Genomic DNA, 17,913 nt, shown 5'->3' with positions numbered 1-17,913 from the left:
AAAATTTAAAAAACCAAAAGCGGAAATACTAGTTGGTTTTTTTTTTTATTGTTTTTCCTCGGTGTCCTCTCCCGATCTGCGGGGCGCCCCCCGATACGGGGACGGCCGCTCTCGTTCTTACCGGTGCCGCCTCAGCGCTGGGCGGAGGCCGGCAGCCAGAGGTTGTCGATCTCCTTCTCAGTCGCCGCGAGGCTCGCCTCGTGCAGCGGGATCAGCTCGGCCATCGCCGGCACCGACGGTGCCAGGGTCAGCTCGGTGCTGATGAAACGCGGCTCCAGACCGGTCATCGACAGACCATGCGGGAGCCACTGCTCCGCGTGGTCCCAGCCGTGCCGCGGGGTGCCCTCGCCGTAGCCGCCACCCCGGGTGGCCAGCACCACGAACTCGCGGCCACCGAGCAGGCCCTCCTGCGTCGTCGGGTCGTAGGTGAGGCCGGCAACGATCAGGTGATCGACCCAGGACTTCACGCTGCTCGGCGCGCCGTAGTTGTAGAGCGGCAGCCCGAGCAGCACCACGTCGGCCTGCTTCACCTCGTCGATCAGCCGCTCGCTGAGCTCCCACGACTCGCGCTGGGCCGGAGTGTGCTGGTCCGGCGGCGTCATCCGCGCCAGCCCGCCCGCCGAGTCCAGGTGCGGCAGCGGCTCGGCACCCAGGTCACGGTAGGTCACCGTGCCGTCGGGGTGTGCCGCGCGCCAGGCCGCGGCGGCACGGGCGGTGAGCCGCCGACTAACCGACCAGTCACCCCGGATACTCGAATCGATATGCAGCAGGTTCATGATTCATCCTCCAAGGATCGTCTGTGAGACACCAACTATTTATAGCAGGCAGATATTGCGGCGCCTCGGTAGACTGGGTCACATGTCCGCCCTGCCGCTGGATCCGACGGAGCACCGCTCGGGCCCCCTGCTGGACCACCTGGCGCGGCGGATGCGACTGCGGGCGGAGTCGGTGCTCGCTCCCCTGGGCCTGCGGCCCCGACACCTGGTCGCGCTCACGGTGTTGCGCGCGGGCGGCGGCACCAGTCAGCAGGCGCTCGCCACCACCCTCGAGATGGACAGCACCAACATCGTCGGGCTGCTCAACGACCTCGAAGCGAGAGACCTGGTCGAGCGCCGACGGTCACCGCAGGACCGCCGACGACATGTCGTCGAGCTCACCGAAGATGGTGCGAAACGCCTCAACGAGGCGGAGTGCGCTCTCGCGGGCGCCGAAGACGAGGTGCTGGGGGCGCTGGAGCCAGCCGAGCGGGAGACGCTCTACGAGCTGCTCAGGCGGGCCGCCACCACGACACCGGTCAGCTGCGGCGCAGCGCTCATCGACGAGCCCGACGCCTGCTGACGCAGCAGCGTCAGACCGTCGCCGTGGACTGCGGGCGGTCGTCGCGGACGTGCACCAGCATGTCGCCGGTCTCGATCACCGCACCGGCCCGGTCGGCCAGGGTGACCACCTTGCCGCGCCGGACCAGGGCGATCACCAGTGAGTCCAGCTCACGCGGTGAGCGACCGACCTCGTCCCGCTCCGCCGAGCGCATCGCCAGCGCCATGCCCTGCCCCGGCGTGAGCAGGTCCTCCACCACGTCGATCAGCGGCGGCGCCGAGGTGGACAGGCCGAGCAGGCGGCCAGCGGTCGCCGAGGAGACGATCACATGGTGCGCGCCGCTCTGCTTGAGCAGCGGGGCGTTCTCCGCCTCCCGCGCCGCCGCGATGATCCGGACCTGCCCGGCGGTGAGCTGCCGTACGGTCAGCGCCACAAGCACCGAGGCATCGTCACTGTCGGTCGCGATGATCACTGCCTTCGCGTTGCGCACGTGCGCCTCGTTCAGCACGGACGACCGGGTCGCCGACCCCTCGATCGCCACCAGCCCGGCCGACGTGGCCTGCCGCAGGGCGGCGCTGCTGCGCTCCACCACCACGATCCTCGACCGGTCCAGGCCGTTCTCCATCAGGGCGTTGACCGCACTGCGGCCCTTGGTGCCGTAGCCGCAGATGATGACGTGGTCCTTCACGGTTCTCCTCCACCGCGACAGGCGACGGCCGGTCCGGTACTGCTCGGTCAGAACTTCCAGGGTGGTGCCGACCAGGATGATCAGGAAGACAATCCGGGCTGGGGTGACGAACAGGACGTTGACCAGCCGGGCCGACGGCGCGGCCGGGGTGATGTCCCCGTAGCCGGTCGTGGAGAGCGAGACGACCGCGTAGTAGAAGCAGTCGAGCAGGGTGAGGCCGTCCTCGTTGACGTCGCGATAGCCGTCCCGGTCCAGGTAGACCGCCGCCACCACGGCGAAGACCAGGCCCAGGGCGGCCGCGAGCCGGAGGCTCAGCGCGCTCAGCGGGCCCCGGCGCTGCGCGGGAAAATGGATCACCGTCGAACCTGCTCCGCCGCCGTCGCCTGCACGACCACAACATAGCGGGTACGCCGCACGTCGCACGCCCGGGTCGCGCAGCGGACAACCGCACCGGCCCCCGCACACGACTATCGGGCGACAACAACGAACCGGTGCAGGCCGGCAGACGGAGGGGGCGCAACCCTCGTGACGAGCGGCAGACGGCGAACCGAGGCCGACGACGAATACACCGAGTATGTCCAGTCCAGGATGGTCCAGTGGCGAAGGACCGCCTACCTGATGTGCGGGGACTGGGACCGGGGCGACGACATCCTGCAGCGCGTGCTCACCGAGTTGTACCGCTCCTGGGCGCGAGCGCGGCAGGCCGACCACCTGGATGCGCTCGTCCGCACCATGCTGCTGCGGCGGCTGATCGACGAGCGGCGGTCGCGCTGGGCGCGGGTCCGGCTCGGCGCCGCCCTGCCCGAGGTGTCGACGACCACGGTCGACCCGACCGACCGGATCACCCTGGTCGGTGCGTTGCGGCAGGTACCGCCGCGCCAACGCGCGGTGCTGGTCATGCGGTACTTCCAGGATCTGAGCGTCGAGGAGACCGCCCAGGCCATGAGTTGCTCGACGGGGACCGTCAAGAGCCAGACGGTCAGTGACGAGCCGGGCCCGCGCTGGACGGCGGCGCGGGCCCGCTCGGGACCGCCGACGGGTCCGACAACCGGCATGATGGGGGGTGTTCCTCCGACGACGACCGCGAGAGTGAGGTCCGCATGTCGTTGCTGCGACGAGTGATCGGCGGGGTGCTGCGCCGGCTGCGCCAGAGCCAGGGCCGCACGCTGCGCGAGGTGGCCGCGTCCGCCGGGGTCTCCGTGCCCTACCTGTCCGAGGTCGAGCGGGGCCGCAAGGAAGCCTCGTCGGAGGTGCTCGCGGCGATCTGCCGGGCACTCGGCATCCGCCTTTCCGACCTGCTCGAACAGGCCCGCGACGACCTGCGCCGGGTCGAGCGTCGCATTCCCGCCGCGCCCCGGGCCGCCCTGGCCCGGCTGGAGCAGGCGCCCTCGGCACGCAACGAGACCGGCCCCGCGTTGCGGATCGGCTTCCAGCCGGGTGGGGCGACGCCACCCGTGGCCGCCGCCCCGGCCCCCGTAGGGCAGCCGGCCGGGCCGGTGCTGCGGCTGGGCGGGCCGATCCTGCACGTCGGCGGTCCAGCCTCGCCCGTCGGGTCGACCGTCCAAGGAGCGGGGCTGCGGGTTCGGCTGATCGCCTCCACGTCGGCCGGGCGCCCCGGTCCGCGTACCTCCAAGATGCTGGCCTGCCGCCGGGCCCGGGCGGGCCGGCGGCGACTGACCCTCGTGTAGGCCGGCCGGGGTTCTGCCCTGGGCGGATCTGCCGCCGGCAGAATCCCTGGGCCGCGACCGCCGCCACGCGCACGCTGGAGGAGCCGGCTCCCCGGGCGGTCCCGCCGCCCGCCGGCACGGCGGAAGGCGGCGACACATGATCGGGTACGGCGTGCAGATGCGGGACAGCGGGCAACCGACCTTCGGTGACCAGGTGTTCGAGCGGCTGCTGCGGGAGCGGATCGTCTTCCTCGGCACCGAGGTAACCGAGGAGTCGGCCAACCAGATCTGCGGGCAGATCCTGCTGCTCGCCGCCGAGGACGCCGACCGGGACATCTACCTCTACATCAACTCGCCGGGCGGCTCGGTGAGCGCCGGAATGGCGGTCTACGACACGATGCGCTACGTCCGCAACGACGTGGCCACGCTGGCGCTCGGGTTCGCCGGCTCGATGGGGCAGTTCCTGCTCTGCGCCGGCGCGGCCGGCAAGCGGTACGCGCTGCCGCACTCGCGGGTCATGATGCACCAGCCCTCCGGCGGGATGGGCGGCACCGCCTCGGACATCACCATCCAGGCGGAGAACATGCTGCACGTGAAGCGAACCATGCAGGAGCTGATCGCCCAGCACAGTGGACGGACACTCGACGAGATCCAGCGGGACTGGGACCGTGACCGCTGGTTCACCGCCGAGCAGGCCCGGGAGTACGGCCTCGTCGACCGGGTGCTCACCCGGGCCGATCAACTGCCGGCGGACTGACCTGCGGGTGGCCGTCGTGCACCGGGGGTGGTGCCCATTGGTTAGGGTCGCGTCTATGCGTCGACTGATCCCTACCCTTTCGATTGCCCTCGCCGCCGCCCTCGTGGCCGGCTGCGGCACCACCTCCGGCGACAACACCGGAGGGGCCGGCCCCTCCGCCGCCCCCGCCACGACCAAGGTCGAACCGGTCGCCGCCGTCCGGCAGGCCATGGACCGCAGCCTCGCCGGCACGGTCACCATGGACGCCTCGGTCAAGGCCGGCAACCAGTCGATCACCCTCAGCGGCAAGATGGACCCCGCCGCCAAGGCGATCCACGTCACCGGGAACGCCCCGGAGCCGATCGAGGCCCGGCTGATCGGCGATGCCGCCTACATCAAGTCCGACTCGCTCGAGGGCGAGAAGCCCTGGATGAAGATCGACCTCAACAAGCTCCGGCCGACCAGCTCGTTGCGCCAGTCGTTCGACCTCAAGGCGCAGACCGGCATCATCGGCGGCATCGTGACCGCCCAGGAGGTGAGCCCCGGCCGCTACAGCGGCACCGCCGACCTGAACAAGGCCGCGGAGGCCGCCGGCGCCGACGGTGGAATGCGCGACGGCCTCAAGTCCACCGCCAAGCTGGCGAAGGACCCCACGGCGGTCCCCTTCGAGGCGACCGTCGACGCCGACGGCCGGCTCACCGCGCTGTCCTACACGATCGCCACGAAGAGCGTCGGTGATTTCGTCACCGACATGAAGATGAGCGGCTTCGGCGAGCAGGTCTCGGTGACCGCGCCGCCCGCCGGCGACACCGAGCCGGCCTCCGCCGAGATGTACAAATTCCTCTGACCCTGCGACGACGCGGTGCCCTCCGCGGTGCCCTCCGGGATGCCCCGGAGGGCACCGGGTTCTGCTGAGCGCGCCACGCCCGTAACGTTTCGCGGAGCTGCCCCGTCCCTGAGGTGACAAAACCACAGGGAGGGTCCATGTTCGCCGCTTACGTGACAGTCACCATCCTCGCCTCGGTGTTCACCGGCATCGCCGCGGTCACCTACCTCATCGGCCACGACTATCCCAAGGCCCAGGCGGACATGAAGCGGGTGCCACGGTCCTGGCTACCGGTGCTGGGCCTGCTGTTGGCGGCCGGCTCCGTGGGACTGCTGGCCGGTTTCGCCGTACCGCTGCTGGGGACCCTCGCCGCGGCGGGGCTGGTGCTGTACTTCGTCGGCGCGCTCATCGCGCACCTGCGGGTGGGGTCACGTCATCTCGTGGGATGGGCCGTCTTCTTCGTCACCGTGCTGGCCGCACTCGCCGTGAACCTGGCCTACCGCTGGTGATTGCCGGAGTGCCCCGGGCGGGATTCGGCCCCTCAGGGGAGTGCGTCGAATCGGGCTCGGGCTTCGAACACGCGGTCCATGCGTGACTCCGCCCAGTCCTTGATGGAGATCATGACTGGGAACAGTTCATGGCCCAACGGGGTGAGCTCGTAGTCGACGCGGACCGGCACCGACGCGGTGACCGTACGGGTGACCAGGCCGTCGCGCTCCAGCGTCCGCAGGGTTTGCGTGAGCATCTTCTGACTGATGCCGGCGATGCGGCGGGCGAGTTCGCCGTGCCGCTGCGGGCCGTCCGCCAGCGCCGGGATCACCAGCGCCACCCACTTGTCGGTGAGCCTGCTCAGCAGCTCCCGGGTCGGGCAGCGCTCCAGGAACGCGTCGTAATCACGTTTTGCCTGCTCGCGGCGTTGCGCTGTGGTTGTCGTCGCCATCACGCCCTCCTACGGTGCCCTACGCACTTCAAGGTACCTACCTTCTCACGGTGCCCGTCGCTTCGTACGGTCGTGGGGATCACGACGGCTACGAGGGAGACGACGATGCGCGCAGTTCGTTACGAAGAGTTCGGAGGGCCGGAGGTCCTGCACGTGGCCGACGTGCCGACGCCCGAAGCCGGACCGGGACAGGTGCGGGTACGGGTCGCCGCGTCCGTCGTCCACCCGGTCGACCTCATGGTCCGCTCCGGCCGGTTCCCGGCACCGCTGCCGACCGGTCTGCCGTACACGCCCGGCTGGGACGTGGTCGGCACCGTCGACGCCGTCGGGCCATCGGTCGAGGAGTACACGATCGGCGATGAGGTCATCGGCTTTTCGCCATGGCTGCAAACCACCGCCGGGGCCCACGCGGAGTACGTGGTGCTCGACGCCACCTCGCTGACCACCGCACCCACCGGCGTCCCCGCCACCGAGGCGGCGACCCTGCCGACCAACGGACTCGCCGCCGCCCAGGCCCTCGACCTGCTCGCGCTCCCGGCGGGCTCGACCGTGCTCGTCACCGGCGCCGCCGGGCAGGTCGGAGGGTTCGTCCTGGCCCTGGCGCGGGCAGCCGGCCTGCACGCCACCGGACTCGCCGGAGCCGACGACCGCCAGTTCGTCGAGTCGCTGGGCGCGGCGTTCCTGTCGCGCTCCGACGAACCGACGGGGACGTACGACGCGGTCATCGACCTGGCGGTGATCGGTTCCTCGCTGCTGGACCACGTCCGGGACGGCGGCGGCTACGTGGCCGCGTCACCTCAGCTGCGCCCGGAGCCGGTGCGGGGCATCCGGACCTTCGCGCTCGAGGTGCAGTCGGACGGATCCCGGCTGGCAGAACTGGTCAAACTCGTCACCAGCGGCGACATCCCGCTGCGGGTCGCCGGCGTGTACCCCTTCGCCGACGCGGCCGCCGCCCACGAACGGCTTGCCCAGGGCGGCGTACGCGGCGGCGTGGTCATCGTCCCCTGACCGGCGGCCCGGCGATCCGCACTCGGCTGACGCGCCACGCCTTCCCGCGCCCCACCGACCAGGGAAGTGGCGCGACACTGACTGCGTGCCGCGTTCGCGGATCTGCCGCGATCGACGCCTGCACATCGAGCCACACGAGGATTGCCCCGGCCGTTCGGCCGGGGCATCCTCGATCGTCCACTCGAGCGCGGGACTGGCTTCCACGATCAGCTGACGGCCGCGACTCTCGCTTGGCGCCATCGGTCCGGGTCGCCAGCAGGGTTGCCTGAGCAGTAATGCAACGCGAGCAGCGCCCGGTCGAATCGGCACCGATCTGACGTCTCGCTTACAAGCTCTGTGCGCCTCGTCCGCACGCGTCCGGAACCGACTGCACGCTGCAAGCGTCGTCCGTGCCAACGCTCGTCAGGGTGCCATCCGGTGACGTTGCTGTCATCGTTACTGTCGACAGCCGTTTCGCCCGCGAGCCAGACCACCCCGGGGAGGCTGCTCGGGGTTCGCTGCTGACTCCGCCTACAGGTGGCAAATCCCTTGCTGGACGGACTGCGAGCTGCAACGCTCCGTCGATGTTCGACAAGCCTGGCGTTGACGAGCGGTTGCTCGCGGCTGAGGTGGCCGCCGCCTGGGCCGTGGACGTGGCCGATCTCGTGTTCATGCCGGTCGGGCTCGACGGGCAGGCATGGGCGTACCGGGTAGACACGTTTGACGGCGAGCGCTACTTCCTGAAGATGCGCCGCGGTGAGTTCACTCAGGCGGCCGTCCTGCTGCCTCGCTTTCTTCGAGCGCAGGGCGTCAGGCAGGTCGTAGCGCCGATCGACCTTCCAGGGGGCAGAGTCATTCGCGGCTTCGGGGACTACCAGCTGCTGCTCTATCCGTTCCACGCCGGCGGCAGTCTGTGGGGCCGCGGCCTCACCGACCGTCAGTGGGTCGAGTACGGTGAGTTCCTGGGTCGGCTGCACGCGGTTAAGCCGAGCGCCGACCTCGCCGCGGTCTTGCCGGTCGAGACCTACCGATCGAGCGCGGGCGAGCGGCTGCGAATCCTCGGGGAGCAGGCCGCAGCGAGCGAGGCCCTCGGCACTTTCTGGGACCGGTACGGTGCAGCGCTGCAACGGTTGTCGGCAACGGTGGATCACCTCGCCTCCCGAGTGACGCAATCTCAACACGTGATCTGCCACGCCGACATCCACCCCGGCAACCTGCTCGCTGACGGCGACGGTCCACTGCACGTCGTGGACTGGGATGCGCCGATCCTGGCGCCGCGCGAGCGGGACCTGATGTTCGTCTACAGCCAAGACTTCGGCGACCACCCGGTCAACGCGCACCGCGCCAGGCTCTTCCGCCGAGGCTATGGGCCGCTGGAACCGGACCAGACCATGCTGAGCTACTACCGCGCTGAGCGGCACCTCGACGACGTGGCCCTATTTTTACGCAGCGTCCTCAACCCCGATTCCAGTCCAGAATCTCAAGCCAACGACCTGCACTGGCTGACCCGCATCGCCGAGACCGTCGTCGACCCCACCTACGCGCCCTGATCTCCTCCCGATTGGCCAGCGCGCCGGCACAAGCGGCCCGTACCGATGTCGACGCGGCCTTCGCGCGGCTCACCGCCGCCGGCGTGCCGGTGGTGCAGGCCCCGCACGACTCCGGAACGGCAACCGCAACGCGCTGCTCCGCGACCCGGACGGCAACCTCGTCGAGATCGTCGCCAAGATGAGGTGAGCCGGGTCGGCCGGGCGGTCCGGGAGTGACACACGCGGACCCTCGTGCCGACTCATCCGCTTATCCGCACGGTCCGCTTCGAATCGACAGTGGAGCGACGACCCGATGCGGCGGGCGAGTTGGTGCCGCACGTCGACGACGTGAGCCTGGTGAACACGGTGTCCGGCGTCAAGCACGTCGCCCGCCACGACGTGCCCGGTGCGTACGCCGGGGCCGTGCTCGACCATGTGCGCGTCGGCGATCTGGCCGCCCACCTCACCTGGCAGCTCGCGACGGGCACGGTCGCCTTGCTCGTTTGTGACTGCGGAGAGGTCGCCTACTGGCCGCTGGAAGCCCGGGTGAGCACGTGAACCCGGACGGCCGAATAGCAGCCGACCAAGGGTGTGACCCGGTATCCCCGGCCAGGATTAGAACCCGCGACGAACGGTCGGGGAATGAGTGAATGCAGGTGCCTCCGGCAGGGCGTTCACCTGCTTCTGCACTCACCAGGAGCGGTTTTCGAGTCGGAACCCTTTGCGCGTCCTCTGCACGGTGGACGCTGCCGTCCCCTCCGGAGACGAAGTGACGTACGGCGCTCGCAACCACATGTCCCGCTCCGGCTAACTCATGCAGCAGAACGTGCGAGCGGTCGGCCGACATTCCACCAGCAACGGCTGAGGCGATCATCGGCTGAAGCGGGGATGGTTCTTGATGGTCCGGCTGAGCAGACTCGCCGTGTACGCGGTTACGCTCAGTCTCCCGAAGGGTCCTATCAGTGAGCTACAGCGCTCCGCCGCCCCCCGGTCATCCAGCTATGCAGTCGCAGCAGCCTCCGAAGAAGCGCCCCATGAAGCTCATCATCGGAGCGGCCGTCGGCGGTGTCTTGGTGCTCTGCTGCGGCGGAGTGACCATCGCTGCGGCGGTCGGCGGTGCCGACTCGCCTCCCGCAAGGAGCGCCACCGCGGAGACGGCCGCCGCAGCGTCCGTCCCGGCAGAAAGCCCCGCAGCACCGGCGGTGGAGATCACCACCGCAGCACCTACCACCGCAACACCCACCACCGCAGCGCCTACCACAGCAGCAACGAAGCCGAAGACGAAGACCACCACCAAGGCACCGGCCGAGCCGAAGCTGTCCGTAGAGCAGCAGAACGCCATCAGGGCCGCCTCCGATTACCTGCAATATCAAGCGTTCTCCCGCTCCGGCCTGATCAAGCAGTTGGAGTTCGAGGGCTACCCGAGGAAGATCGCAACCAGGGCCGTGGATTCTCTGAAGGTTGACTACAGAAAACAGGCTGCCAAGATGGCGAAGAATTACCTCGACACCCAGGCGTTCTCCCGTTCGGGCCTGATCAAGCAGTTGGAATTCGAGGGGTACACGCACGCACAGGCCGTCTACGGTGTCGATCAGGTGATGTGAGAAGGGCATCCGAGTTCCTGTTGCGGCTTTGTCCATGGCGGGTGGCGGGCCGTAGCACGACTGGCCGCACCACGTACCGCCGGCTGCCGGCCAGTGCGGATGAGTTCAAGGTCATCCCGCGCCTGTTCCGCGACCTGCGACAAACGACGGCTTCCGGTGACCTACAGCCGCACACCTGCTCTAATTGAGCAGCGCATGTGTTGCCAGCTCGGATGGTGGTTCGGCTGCGTAGCGAGGTGCCCCCGGCAGGATTCGAACCTGCGACACACGGTTTAGGAAACCGATGCTCTATCCCCTGAGCTACGAGGGCGCGAGGGCCCAGTCTAGCGACCTGGGCGTTCACCTGGGGTGGCAGGGAGTGGCCCACGTTCACCCACGTCACCCGGACCCGCGTTCGCCCAGCCCAGGAGCACACCCGGAGCACACGAACCCCGGGTTGCGACCGGCGGTCGCTCATGGTGACCCACGTTGGCACCGGTTCACCCCGGTTGGCATCCGCTGGAGAGCACACACCGCGCACGTCATCGAAGATCATGCCGGGCTAGCCGCTCCCCCGGCTGGGCACCGCCTCCCACGGGGGATTCCGGAAAGGTCGCGATCAGCCGCGCGGCGGCCGGGTCGTCGTTGTCGCGAGTCAGGTCCGCCGGGTCAAGGAAGAAGACGTCGACATCGCCCACGGACGATGGGTCGAAGCCGCGTCGTTCGTCGGCGGGTCACCCGCGCTCGGCTGGTTCATTGGGTAATGATGAGGTCGTCTATGCCGTAGTGGCTCCACCAGGTAGGCCGATGTCTGCGGAGTTCGCCCCCGACGCGGGTCAGCAGAAGCCAGTTGCCGTTCTGGACCAGCGCCGCGTCCTCCTGCCGGGCGGCCAACACACGGGCCACGGCCTTCATCATGTTCGGAATCCCCTTGTCGACCAGGTCGTCTGCCCGCATGGAAAAGTCGATGTCGACGTACGTCTCCGGCTCCCACTCCCAGCGGGCACCGTCGTCGGCCTCGGCATCGAAATAGCCCTGGCTGCCTGAGGAGACGGTCAGCGCGTACCCGCGGGTGTCGTAGAGGCGAGCGCTGAGCAGCCGCGGGTTGGTGCCGCTCGGCCTGGGCTTCTCGGCGGCGTCCACCGCCACGAGATCAGCCACGTGGTCCAGGGGCAGGTCACCCGCCAGGGTCAACCTGAACTCGACAGCCATCTCCGCGCCTCTCCTCAGTCTCGACGGACGATCTGCACGATCGCGCCACTCGGCGTTACCGCGACGAGTTCTTTCAGCCTCCCGACGGGCCAGGTGTCGAACTGTGTCCGCAGGGCCGCGAGGTCTCCGTGCCAGTCGTGCAGGTTCAGCACCACTCGCTGGGTCTGCTCCTTGTCGACCTTGGCGCGGACCTCGCTCCACACGCCCCGCAGCGACTTGCCGACAGTGGGCGAATAGCAGTCGAACACGTGACCTTCGATCAGGTAATCCGGATCCTTGTTCGGGTTGCCCGAGTCACCGGTGCGGAGCCGGGCCTCGGCGATCTCCTGCCTGGTGGGGTTCTGGTGGACCCGGTAGCTCTTGCTGGCGACTATATCGGCGCATTCGTTCTCGAGCTCCAACGGACGCCGCCCGTCGTCGTCCAACCGGGGTGGAATTCTGGTTTTCGGACCTGTCGGCGTCCCACCCGGGACCCCGGTCGGCTGCCTGGTCCAGCGTGCGCCGAGGTCCTGGTCAGCGGACGTAGTGTCGCCGGCGGCATGAGGTGCCGAAGGTGAATCGCCGTGCGCGAAAGGGGTAGGGCTGGCCGGTGAGTGACCGCCAGCCCCCGTCAGTTTCCCGACGACCCCAACTGCCGGGCCTGCGCGATCGCCGCCTCAACGGCCTGCCGGGCCCCGCCAGTGCGCTGAACAATCAGCACCAGGACCTGCTTGATGGCCTCCAACGCCTGCAACAGCGGCCCGGGCTGTCCACCCTGCAGGACCACGGCGACGAGCTGCTGCGCCTCACCGACTCCGGTGATGACCCCGGCCGCCGCGTCACGGGCGGCGTCCACGGCGCTCTGCACGGGCGCCAACCCGGCGATCGTCTCCTGCGGGGTGGCCTCGTTCGGCACCGCCGCAGTCGCCTTCGTCGCCTCACCGATCGAACCGGCAAGACTTCCCAGGCCGCCCTGGATGCCCGTGATCGCGTTACGCACCCGAGCCACACCCGTCGCCACGGCGACGAAGCCCGCGCCCGCGGCCCGCAACGCCACCTCCTGTGCCTGACTGTCAGCGGCGGTCGCCAACCCCTGTGCACGTTCGACTCCGGTCATCATCGCGCGAAGTTCAGCGGCGATCTTCTCGATCTGCGACACGTGGCCGGCATCCCCAATCGATGAAGTGAAAGTGCTCGACAGCTGAACCTACCGGGCTACTCGCGAGGCCACCAGGCACCGGCGAGGCGGGCGGCACCACAGACAGACCCGCTGACTCCCGGTCATCTCTGCATCTGCGGACAGATGCCGGAGCCTGAGCCACCTCGCGGAATGGTGCAGGAGACTCGGCTGACGCAAGCTCGTCGCCTCAGCCCTGTCGGTGACGCGTGGGATGCTCGATGCAGTAGTCCGACGATTCGAGAGGTGGTGGCCGGTGGTCGAGCTGCACCCCTCGACGTACCTACGAGCGGCAGCCTGGGTACCCGATGACGACCCGGAGCGACCATGGGAGGACGCCGCAGACCTTGCTGCGGAATGGATCTGGGAGCGCAGCAAGGCCGAAGGGGTAGCCCCACTCCTGGTGACCAACACCTTCCAGAACGGCGTCGGCATCGGATGCCTAGAGGCGATTGCTCGCCGTGGCGGTCAGACCACGCCGCAGGGCAAGCAACGGTTCGATCGCGGTCCTGTGCTGGCCTACGTGCCGGACGAGCGAACGCTAAAGCTCGCGCTCGATCTCGCCCGCGGCTACTCGCTCGCAGTCGTGGAGACGGTCAGCTTCCCGCTTGCTGAATGGGCGGCGGGGGTGGAAGCCATCAACCTGCTCGACGGAAGTACGAACACGAGCAGCATCCCGGACGACGTCAAGGCCGATCTCGATCACGCGGTGTCCTTCGGCGGCAATAACGGTTGGACTGGGCCGCACGAGAAGCAGCACGTTCGCACTCACCTCGGGCACCATGTCCAGTCCGGCCGCCTCGCACCAGAGCAAGCGGCGTCCTATGTCATGTCGCAGGGCATCTCCGACAGGGGCGCCAAGAGACTGCGCCTACTCCTCGAGAAGCTGGCGTAGCGCCTATGCAGGAGCTTTACGATCTCGCCTTCGCGCGACTCGACCGCGTGTCCGTCAAGCGCCAGGAGTTCGCTGAGTGCTGGGCGAAGTACATCTCGGTGCATCCGTGGGACATCGATGTCCGGAACGTCGATGCCTGCACGCTGGAGATCCTGGCAGTCATGCGCGAGCCAGCGCCGGTCGAGCTGGCCCTGATCTTCTCCGAGTGGCTGGCAGCGCTGCGGGCGTCGCTCGACAACGCGATCTACGCCTTGGCCTCCGCGATCACGGGCCAGAATCCCCCGCCGCAGGCCGAGCGTATCCAATACCCGGTCTGCTCGACTACGGCCGAGTTCAGTCGCCAAGCAAAACGCCTCGCGATGTTGCCGATGCACATCATTGAGGCGCTTGAGAAGTCGCAGCCTTACCAGTCCCCATGGGGTCCTGAGAGCAACCTGACCTGGTGGGTCAACGAGCTGGCCCGGAAGGACCGCCACCGAGTGCTCCACGTCGGGCTCGGCCGTGTTGATGAGCACCGCATCCGGATTGCGCCGCCGAGCGGCGTCACCATCAAGTTTGACGAGGCCGTGGAGCCGTACAGCCATATTGAGCTGGAACTGGTGGTCGGGCGCTTCACGGCCAGCCGACCGCTGCGGCCCCGGGAGATCACGGCGGACTTGACGGGCGTCGCCATCGCGCCGGAGATCCAGGCATGGGCCGGCTACCGATTGGATGGCAGGCGGCAGTCGCTCCACGACCGGATGGTCTACACCGAGATCTTCACGCGCAATCACCTGGAGAACATGGCGCTAATGGGCGAATGCCTGCCGCCGGGCGGGTTCAGGACGTTCGATCTCGCTGATCCGGAAGGTGGGACGCAGCAAGCCGAGTAAGCCGACCGTCAGCCACGCACACGACCTGCCGATTGGGCGTCATCAAACCCGGCTGAGAACGGCCGGCTATGGCGCCCCGCGCCGGAGCGGGAGGTTTGAGAACCACCGACGTTGTAATGGTGTAGTCGGTCAGTCGGGCCGTCGTCGATAGCGCAGCCCTGGTGCGCGATCGAGATCAAGAACGAAGCCATTCGGCCCTGGCACATCCTCATCCGCCGAAGAGGTATCGAGGGTCAGCGTGAGGCCGTCCGCAACGTAGGTGGACCCGGTGCAGGTAAGGCGGTCGAGGGTTCCCCGACGCCACAAGAACAGCGAGCCGGCACAGCGGGTCAGGCGTACCGAGCCGGGCACCTCGGCGCACGTGTAGGTACCGAGCGTGATGTGGGGCGCTTGGAGGTCTACGCCGCCCGGGGAGGTGACCTTGGGAGCCGAACGGCTGGACAGCGCACGAGACAGCATCTGACCCGGATCGACGTTGGAGTCGTGGGTTAGGTCAGCAAGTGCGGCGGCGGCCACGTGGTCGGCGGCGATATCGGTGTGGTTGGACAGGCAAATGACGACTAGCCCTGAGCTGGTGAGGTAGACGGCGGCGGAGAACCCCTGAGCCCTTTTCATCCTGCGTAGCGGTTGGCTTCGACGCGGTGGAGAACGAGGATGGCCTGCACGATCGTGGTCGCTCGGCGTGGGCAGCAGCGCAGCTTGGTGAGGATCTTCCAGGTCTTGAGGGTGGCGATCGCTCGTTCGCCGCGGGCGCGGATCTTCGCGTGGGCGCGGTTCACGGCCTTCTGCCGGCGTGACAGCTTGGGCCGGAAGCGGCTCCGTTTGAACGGCGTGCGCACGCTCCCGCCGGCTCCCTGATAGCCCTTGTCCGCGAAGGTCATCACATCAGCTCTGGTCAGCGCCTCGATGATGCCGTGGGTTCGGGCTGCGGTCAGGTCGTGGACCGAGCCGGGCAGTGCCGGCGAAGCCCAGACGAGGCGGCCAGCCGCGTCGGCGATGACCTGCACGTTCACGCCGTGGCGCTTATGTTTTCCGGAGTAGTACGGCCTCTGGTCGGCGACCCGGTCGATCGGAATCAGGGTGCCGTCCAGGATCGCGTACGCCAGCCGGCGGATCCGGTCCATGGCGGTGGCCAGGTCATCGGCGGTCGCCGCGAGCAGGGCTATCGCTTCCTGCACGTACCGCCATGCGGTGCTCACGCCGACGGCGAACCCGGCAGCCAGGCGGGTGTAGGTATCACCGTTGCGCAGGTGAGCCAGAGCGAGAAGTGCCTGCCGTCCCGCGTCGAGGCGTCGCCACCTGGATCGACGCTGGTTGCGGTGGCTGCGGATACGATCGGCCAGGTGGTTCAGGGTCCGGCTGGACAATGAGATCGTGGACGGGTAAGACAGCACAGGCGAGGCTCCCGTGTTGGGGCATCGGGTTTTGGTCGATTTGCTGTCTTACCTGGAGCCTCGCCCTCATCGATCACCGGGCTACGCACACCGTCCCTGACCTGCAAGATCAGGTTGGAAAAGGCTCAGTGGTCTTGCGGCGCTGGATTCGGCGCGCCTGGGCCAGGCGGAGCCGCCATGCCAGGCGTTCGGTGAATCCGGCAAGACGGTTGAGCCGCCGCCCGGTCGGATCGGTGTCGGACGTCAACGAGGTGAGCAGCGCGATCAGTTCGTCGCGGTCGCGGCGCTGGCTGGCGTCCTGCCGAATGGTGGTCATCGGGCCGGCAATGATGGCCAGCACGGACACGGCCCGCAGGATCAGGGCTGCGTAGGCGGGCGTCATCGGTGCAGGCAGACCGTGGGAGACGTCGTTACGCAGGTTTGCGCCCCATGGTCCGGCGAGTAGCCAGTTGAAGAAGAACGCCCAGGACTCGTCGAGGGCAACGGTCTCGAGGTTCGCGAGCAGGGCGTAGAGGCCCGGAAGTCCGCCAGGGGTCTTGGCTGATTCGGCGCGGTAGATGCCTTCGTCGAGCTCGATGAGCAAGGCGCGGGCTGCGGTTTCGACCTTGGGGGTGGCGAGGTGGATTGCCGACTCGATGTCCCGATTCCAGAAATGGCGCAGGGCCTTGGCGAGGCTGCGGGCCAAGGCGGGGTCGCGGGCGCCACGAGTCAGTAGGTAGTCGACGATGTCGTCCTCGCTGGGGATGCCGTAGCGGTCGGCGAGGCGGTTCAGGCCGGTGGCGAGCAGGCGTCCGTGGTTTTCGGCCAAGACCCTGGCGTAGAAGCTCATCTCCTGCTTCTCGAGGTCCTGGTCGGTGTCGGCAACGGCGCGGGGCAGGCCGCCGGCGAAGCGGACCGGTCGCAGGATTCGGCTCAAGGGGCTGTGGTTGGCTAAGGCTTCGGCGCGCAGTTGGGTGACGTCACCGGTCGGGCAGTCGCTGTCCAGGAAGGCGTCCATCGCTTGCTGCCAGCGAGCGGGTCGGGTGAAGCCGTGCAGCAGTGGCTCGATGCGGTGTGCGGGCACCGTGCTGGACGCGGTGAAGGTATGCATGCCGAGCGACGCCGGGTCGATGTTCTGCATCTGAGTGGCGGCGTCGCGTTCGAGGTCGCGGAGGCCCCGCTCGTGAGCGATTCGGGCGGCGGCGCTCAGGCGGGCCATTCGCACGGCCGGGTGCGGGGCATAATCGGCGTCGCGAAAGTAGGCGGCGACCTCATCGCGGGCGATGGTCTGCAGCAGGGAGGGTGCGTGGGACCGCGAACGCCGGTAGCGGGCGATAGCCGTAGCGTCGCTGCCGCGCCGACAGGCGGCCGCGGCGCGGCGCGGACCAGCAGATCACCAACGTCGATCGGATCCGGTTTCGGCGGGCTCTTCTTGGCTCGTACGGGCCCGACCGACAATGCCGCCAGAGCGGGGAGCAGGATGCCGGGCCGAGCCCCTGGGTGCTGCGTGATCATGTCGTCGACGATCTGCCCGAGCCGGGCCCGGGCCTGGTGGTCGACGTCGGCATCGCTGATCTGACGGGCCAGGGTCCATGCCCGCAGTAGGAACTCCATGGCATCCATGTCGACCGTGCCGGTGTCGACCAGCTGCAGGTAGGCGCGAGCCGCGCAGGCAGCGTGCAGGCCGGCTCCCCGGTCGCGGCGGCACCAGAGCAGATCGTGGAACCGGGCATTGGCCGCAGGTTCGGTGACCGAATCGGCGACCGCCCGCCACAGTTGAATCACCGGCTCGGGAAGGTCCTTGACGGCGGGCAATAGACCATTGCCGTCGGCGTTGAGGCCGCAGCCGGGCTCCTCGCCCCCGAGGCCGAGGTGCAGGGAGTAGGTCAGCGCCCGGCACAGTTCACGCCGCAGCATCGTGACGTCGCCAAGTTCGTCGGGTGCTGGGGCGTTAGCAACCGCCGCTGCAGCCGCCCAACTGTCGGCGCCGCCACTCACGGCCAGGTCTATGGCCTCGACCGCGAACGACGTCTGGGAGGGCTCGAAAGCGTACGGCTGCGGCTCGTAGACCGGTTCAGCGTCAGCCTGCTCGGGTGGCAACGCAGCCTGCTGCTGGTCTTCCACGAAGATGT

22 protein-coding genes and 1 tRNA gene are annotated in these 17,913 nt (G+C 68.6%); 12 read left to right on the top strand and 11 right to left on the bottom strand.

The window, feature by feature from the left end:
- Window positions 1-131: 131 nt before the first annotated feature.
- Complete coding sequence (locus ABZU46_RS19250) at window positions 132-776, bottom strand: NAD(P)H-dependent oxidoreductase (RefSeq protein ID WP_354859580.1); 645 nt, start codon at window positions 774-776, stop codon at window positions 132-134.
- Between the two features lie 82 nt (window positions 777-858).
- On the opposite strand from ABZU46_RS19250, the gene ABZU46_RS19245 reads away from it, so the two are divergent.
- Window positions 859-1,338, top strand: coding sequence for a MarR family winged helix-turn-helix transcriptional regulator (locus tag ABZU46_RS19245; RefSeq protein ID WP_354859578.1), 480 nt, complete (start codon window positions 859-861; stop codon window positions 1,336-1,338).
- A 10-nt stretch (window positions 1,339-1,348) separates the two neighbouring features.
- Here ABZU46_RS19245 and ABZU46_RS19240 read toward each other — a convergent pair whose 3' ends face one another.
- The gene (locus ABZU46_RS19240; protein WP_354859575.1) at window positions 1,349-2,362 is read right to left on the bottom strand and encodes a potassium channel family protein; all 1,014 of its coding nucleotides are present in this window, start codon (window positions 2,360-2,362) and stop codon (window positions 1,349-1,351) included.
- Between the two features lie 261 nt (window positions 2,363-2,623).
- Here ABZU46_RS19240 and ABZU46_RS19235 point away from each other — a divergent pair, with 261 nt between their 5' ends.
- The 5 genes from ABZU46_RS19235 (at window position 2,624) to ABZU46_RS19215 (ending at window position 5,743) form a co-directional block, all read left to right on the top strand.
- Window positions 2,624-3,127 carry a sigma-70 family RNA polymerase sigma factor gene (locus tag ABZU46_RS19235; protein WP_354859572.1) on the top strand — a complete coding sequence of 168 codons (504 nt, stop codon included), beginning with the start codon at window positions 2,624-2,626 and terminating at the stop codon, window positions 3,125-3,127.
- A complete protein-coding gene (locus ABZU46_RS19230; RefSeq protein WP_354859569.1) occupies window positions 3,106-3,693 on the top strand; it encodes a helix-turn-helix transcriptional regulator in 588 nt (195 codons plus the stop codon). Before ABZU46_RS19235 ends, ABZU46_RS19230 begins: the two co-directional genes overlap by 22 nt.
- A 136-nt stretch (window positions 3,694-3,829) precedes the next feature.
- A complete protein-coding gene (locus tag ABZU46_RS19225) occupies window positions 3,830-4,429 on the top strand; it encodes an ATP-dependent Clp protease proteolytic subunit (protein WP_354859568.1) in 600 nt (199 codons plus the stop codon).
- Window positions 4,430-4,484: 55 nt separating this feature from the next.
- On the top strand, window positions 4,485-5,255 hold the full coding sequence (locus ABZU46_RS19220; protein WP_354859565.1) for a hypothetical protein: 771 nt from the start codon (window positions 4,485-4,487) through the stop codon (window positions 5,253-5,255).
- A 137-nt stretch (window positions 5,256-5,392) separates the two neighbouring features.
- Window positions 5,393-5,743, top strand: a complete 351-nt coding sequence (locus ABZU46_RS19215; protein ID WP_354859563.1) for a DoxX family protein — start codon at window positions 5,393-5,395, stop codon at window positions 5,741-5,743.
- 32 nt (window positions 5,744-5,775) lie between these two features.
- Here ABZU46_RS19215 and ABZU46_RS19210 read toward each other — a convergent pair whose 3' ends face one another.
- Window positions 5,776-6,174 carry a helix-turn-helix domain-containing protein gene (locus tag ABZU46_RS19210; RefSeq protein WP_354859560.1) on the bottom strand — a complete coding sequence of 133 codons (399 nt, stop codon included), beginning with the start codon at window positions 6,172-6,174 and terminating at the stop codon, window positions 5,776-5,778.
- A gap of 105 nt (window positions 6,175-6,279) precedes the next feature.
- On the opposite strand from ABZU46_RS19210, the gene ABZU46_RS19205 reads away from it, so the two are divergent.
- From ABZU46_RS19205 to ABZU46_RS19190, 4 genes are all read left to right on the top strand, one after another.
- Complete coding sequence (locus ABZU46_RS19205; protein WP_354859557.1) at window positions 6,280-7,182, top strand: NADP-dependent oxidoreductase; 903 nt, start codon at window positions 6,280-6,282, stop codon at window positions 7,180-7,182.
- 563 nt (window positions 7,183-7,745) lie between these two features.
- Window positions 7,746-8,711: an aminoglycoside phosphotransferase family protein gene (locus ABZU46_RS19200; RefSeq protein WP_354859556.1), complete on the top strand. Its 966-nt coding sequence runs from the start codon at window positions 7,746-7,748 to the stop codon at window positions 8,709-8,711.
- 276 nt (window positions 8,712-8,987) lie between these two features.
- Window positions 8,988-9,248, top strand: coding sequence for a hypothetical protein (locus ABZU46_RS19195; RefSeq protein WP_354859554.1), 261 nt, complete (start codon window positions 8,988-8,990; stop codon window positions 9,246-9,248).
- 476 nt (window positions 9,249-9,724) lie between these two features.
- The gene (locus ABZU46_RS19190; protein WP_354859552.1) at window positions 9,725-10,294 is read left to right on the top strand and encodes an Ltp family lipoprotein; all 570 of its coding nucleotides are present in this window, start codon (window positions 9,725-9,727) and stop codon (window positions 10,292-10,294) included.
- A gap of 237 nt (window positions 10,295-10,531) precedes the next feature.
- On the opposite strand, the gene ABZU46_RS19185 is transcribed toward ABZU46_RS19190, so the two are convergent.
- From ABZU46_RS19185 to ABZU46_RS19170, 4 genes are all read right to left on the bottom strand, one after another.
- Window positions 10,532-10,604 (bottom strand) — tRNA-Arg (locus tag ABZU46_RS19185).
- A 422-nt stretch (window positions 10,605-11,026) separates the two neighbouring features.
- Window positions 11,027-11,485: a SitI3 family protein gene (locus tag ABZU46_RS19180; RefSeq protein WP_354859551.1), complete on the bottom strand. Its 459-nt coding sequence runs from the start codon at window positions 11,483-11,485 to the stop codon at window positions 11,027-11,029.
- 14 nt (window positions 11,486-11,499) lie between these two features.
- Window positions 11,500-11,910 carry a hypothetical protein gene (locus ABZU46_RS19175; RefSeq protein ID WP_354859549.1) on the bottom strand — a complete coding sequence of 137 codons (411 nt, stop codon included), beginning with the start codon at window positions 11,908-11,910 and terminating at the stop codon, window positions 11,500-11,502.
- 185 nt (window positions 11,911-12,095) lie between these two features.
- Window positions 12,096-12,623, bottom strand: coding sequence for a DUF6244 family protein (locus tag ABZU46_RS19170; protein WP_354859548.1), 528 nt, complete (start codon window positions 12,621-12,623; stop codon window positions 12,096-12,098).
- 274 nt (window positions 12,624-12,897) lie between these two features.
- Between ABZU46_RS19170 and ABZU46_RS19165 the strand changes: the two genes are divergently transcribed.
- Both ABZU46_RS19165 and ABZU46_RS19160 read left to right on the top strand, forming a co-directional pair.
- Window positions 12,898-13,536 carry a hypothetical protein gene (locus ABZU46_RS19165; protein ID WP_354859546.1) on the top strand — a complete coding sequence of 213 codons (639 nt, stop codon included), beginning with the start codon at window positions 12,898-12,900 and terminating at the stop codon, window positions 13,534-13,536.
- Window positions 13,537-13,541: 5 nt separating this feature from the next.
- The gene (locus tag ABZU46_RS19160) at window positions 13,542-14,408 is read left to right on the top strand and encodes a hypothetical protein (protein ID WP_354859545.1); all 867 of its coding nucleotides are present in this window, start codon (window positions 13,542-13,544) and stop codon (window positions 14,406-14,408) included.
- A 129-nt stretch (window positions 14,409-14,537) separates the two neighbouring features.
- Here the strand turns inward: ABZU46_RS19160 and ABZU46_RS19155 are convergent, their stop codons facing one another.
- From ABZU46_RS19155 to ABZU46_RS19140, 4 genes are all read right to left on the bottom strand, one after another.
- Window positions 14,538-15,023: a hypothetical protein gene (locus tag ABZU46_RS19155; RefSeq protein WP_354859544.1), complete on the bottom strand. Its 486-nt coding sequence runs from the start codon at window positions 15,021-15,023 to the stop codon at window positions 14,538-14,540.
- On the bottom strand, window positions 15,020-15,802 hold the full coding sequence (locus ABZU46_RS19150; protein WP_354859541.1) for a transposase family protein: 783 nt from the start codon (window positions 15,800-15,802) through the stop codon (window positions 15,020-15,022). Before ABZU46_RS19150 ends, ABZU46_RS19155 begins: the two co-directional genes overlap by 4 nt.
- 109 nt (window positions 15,803-15,911) lie before the next feature.
- Window positions 15,912-17,000 (bottom strand): DUF4209 domain-containing protein, encoded by a 1,089-nt coding sequence (locus ABZU46_RS19145; protein WP_354859538.1) that lies wholly within the window; start codon window positions 16,998-17,000, stop codon window positions 15,912-15,914.
- Window positions 16,988-17,905, bottom strand: a complete 918-nt coding sequence (locus tag ABZU46_RS19140; protein ID WP_354859536.1) for a hypothetical protein — start codon at window positions 17,903-17,905, stop codon at window positions 16,988-16,990. Before ABZU46_RS19140 ends, ABZU46_RS19145 begins: the two co-directional genes overlap by 13 nt.
- Between the last annotated feature and the right edge of the window lie 8 nt (window positions 17,906-17,913).

The organism is Micromonospora sp. NPDC005197 (genome assembly GCF_040608295.1).
Taxonomy (GTDB): Bacteria; Actinomycetota; Actinomycetes; order Mycobacteriales; family Micromonosporaceae; genus Micromonospora.
The sequence above is the reverse complement of the archived record's forward strand: the minus strand, read 5'-3'. Positions and strand labels throughout refer to the sequence as shown.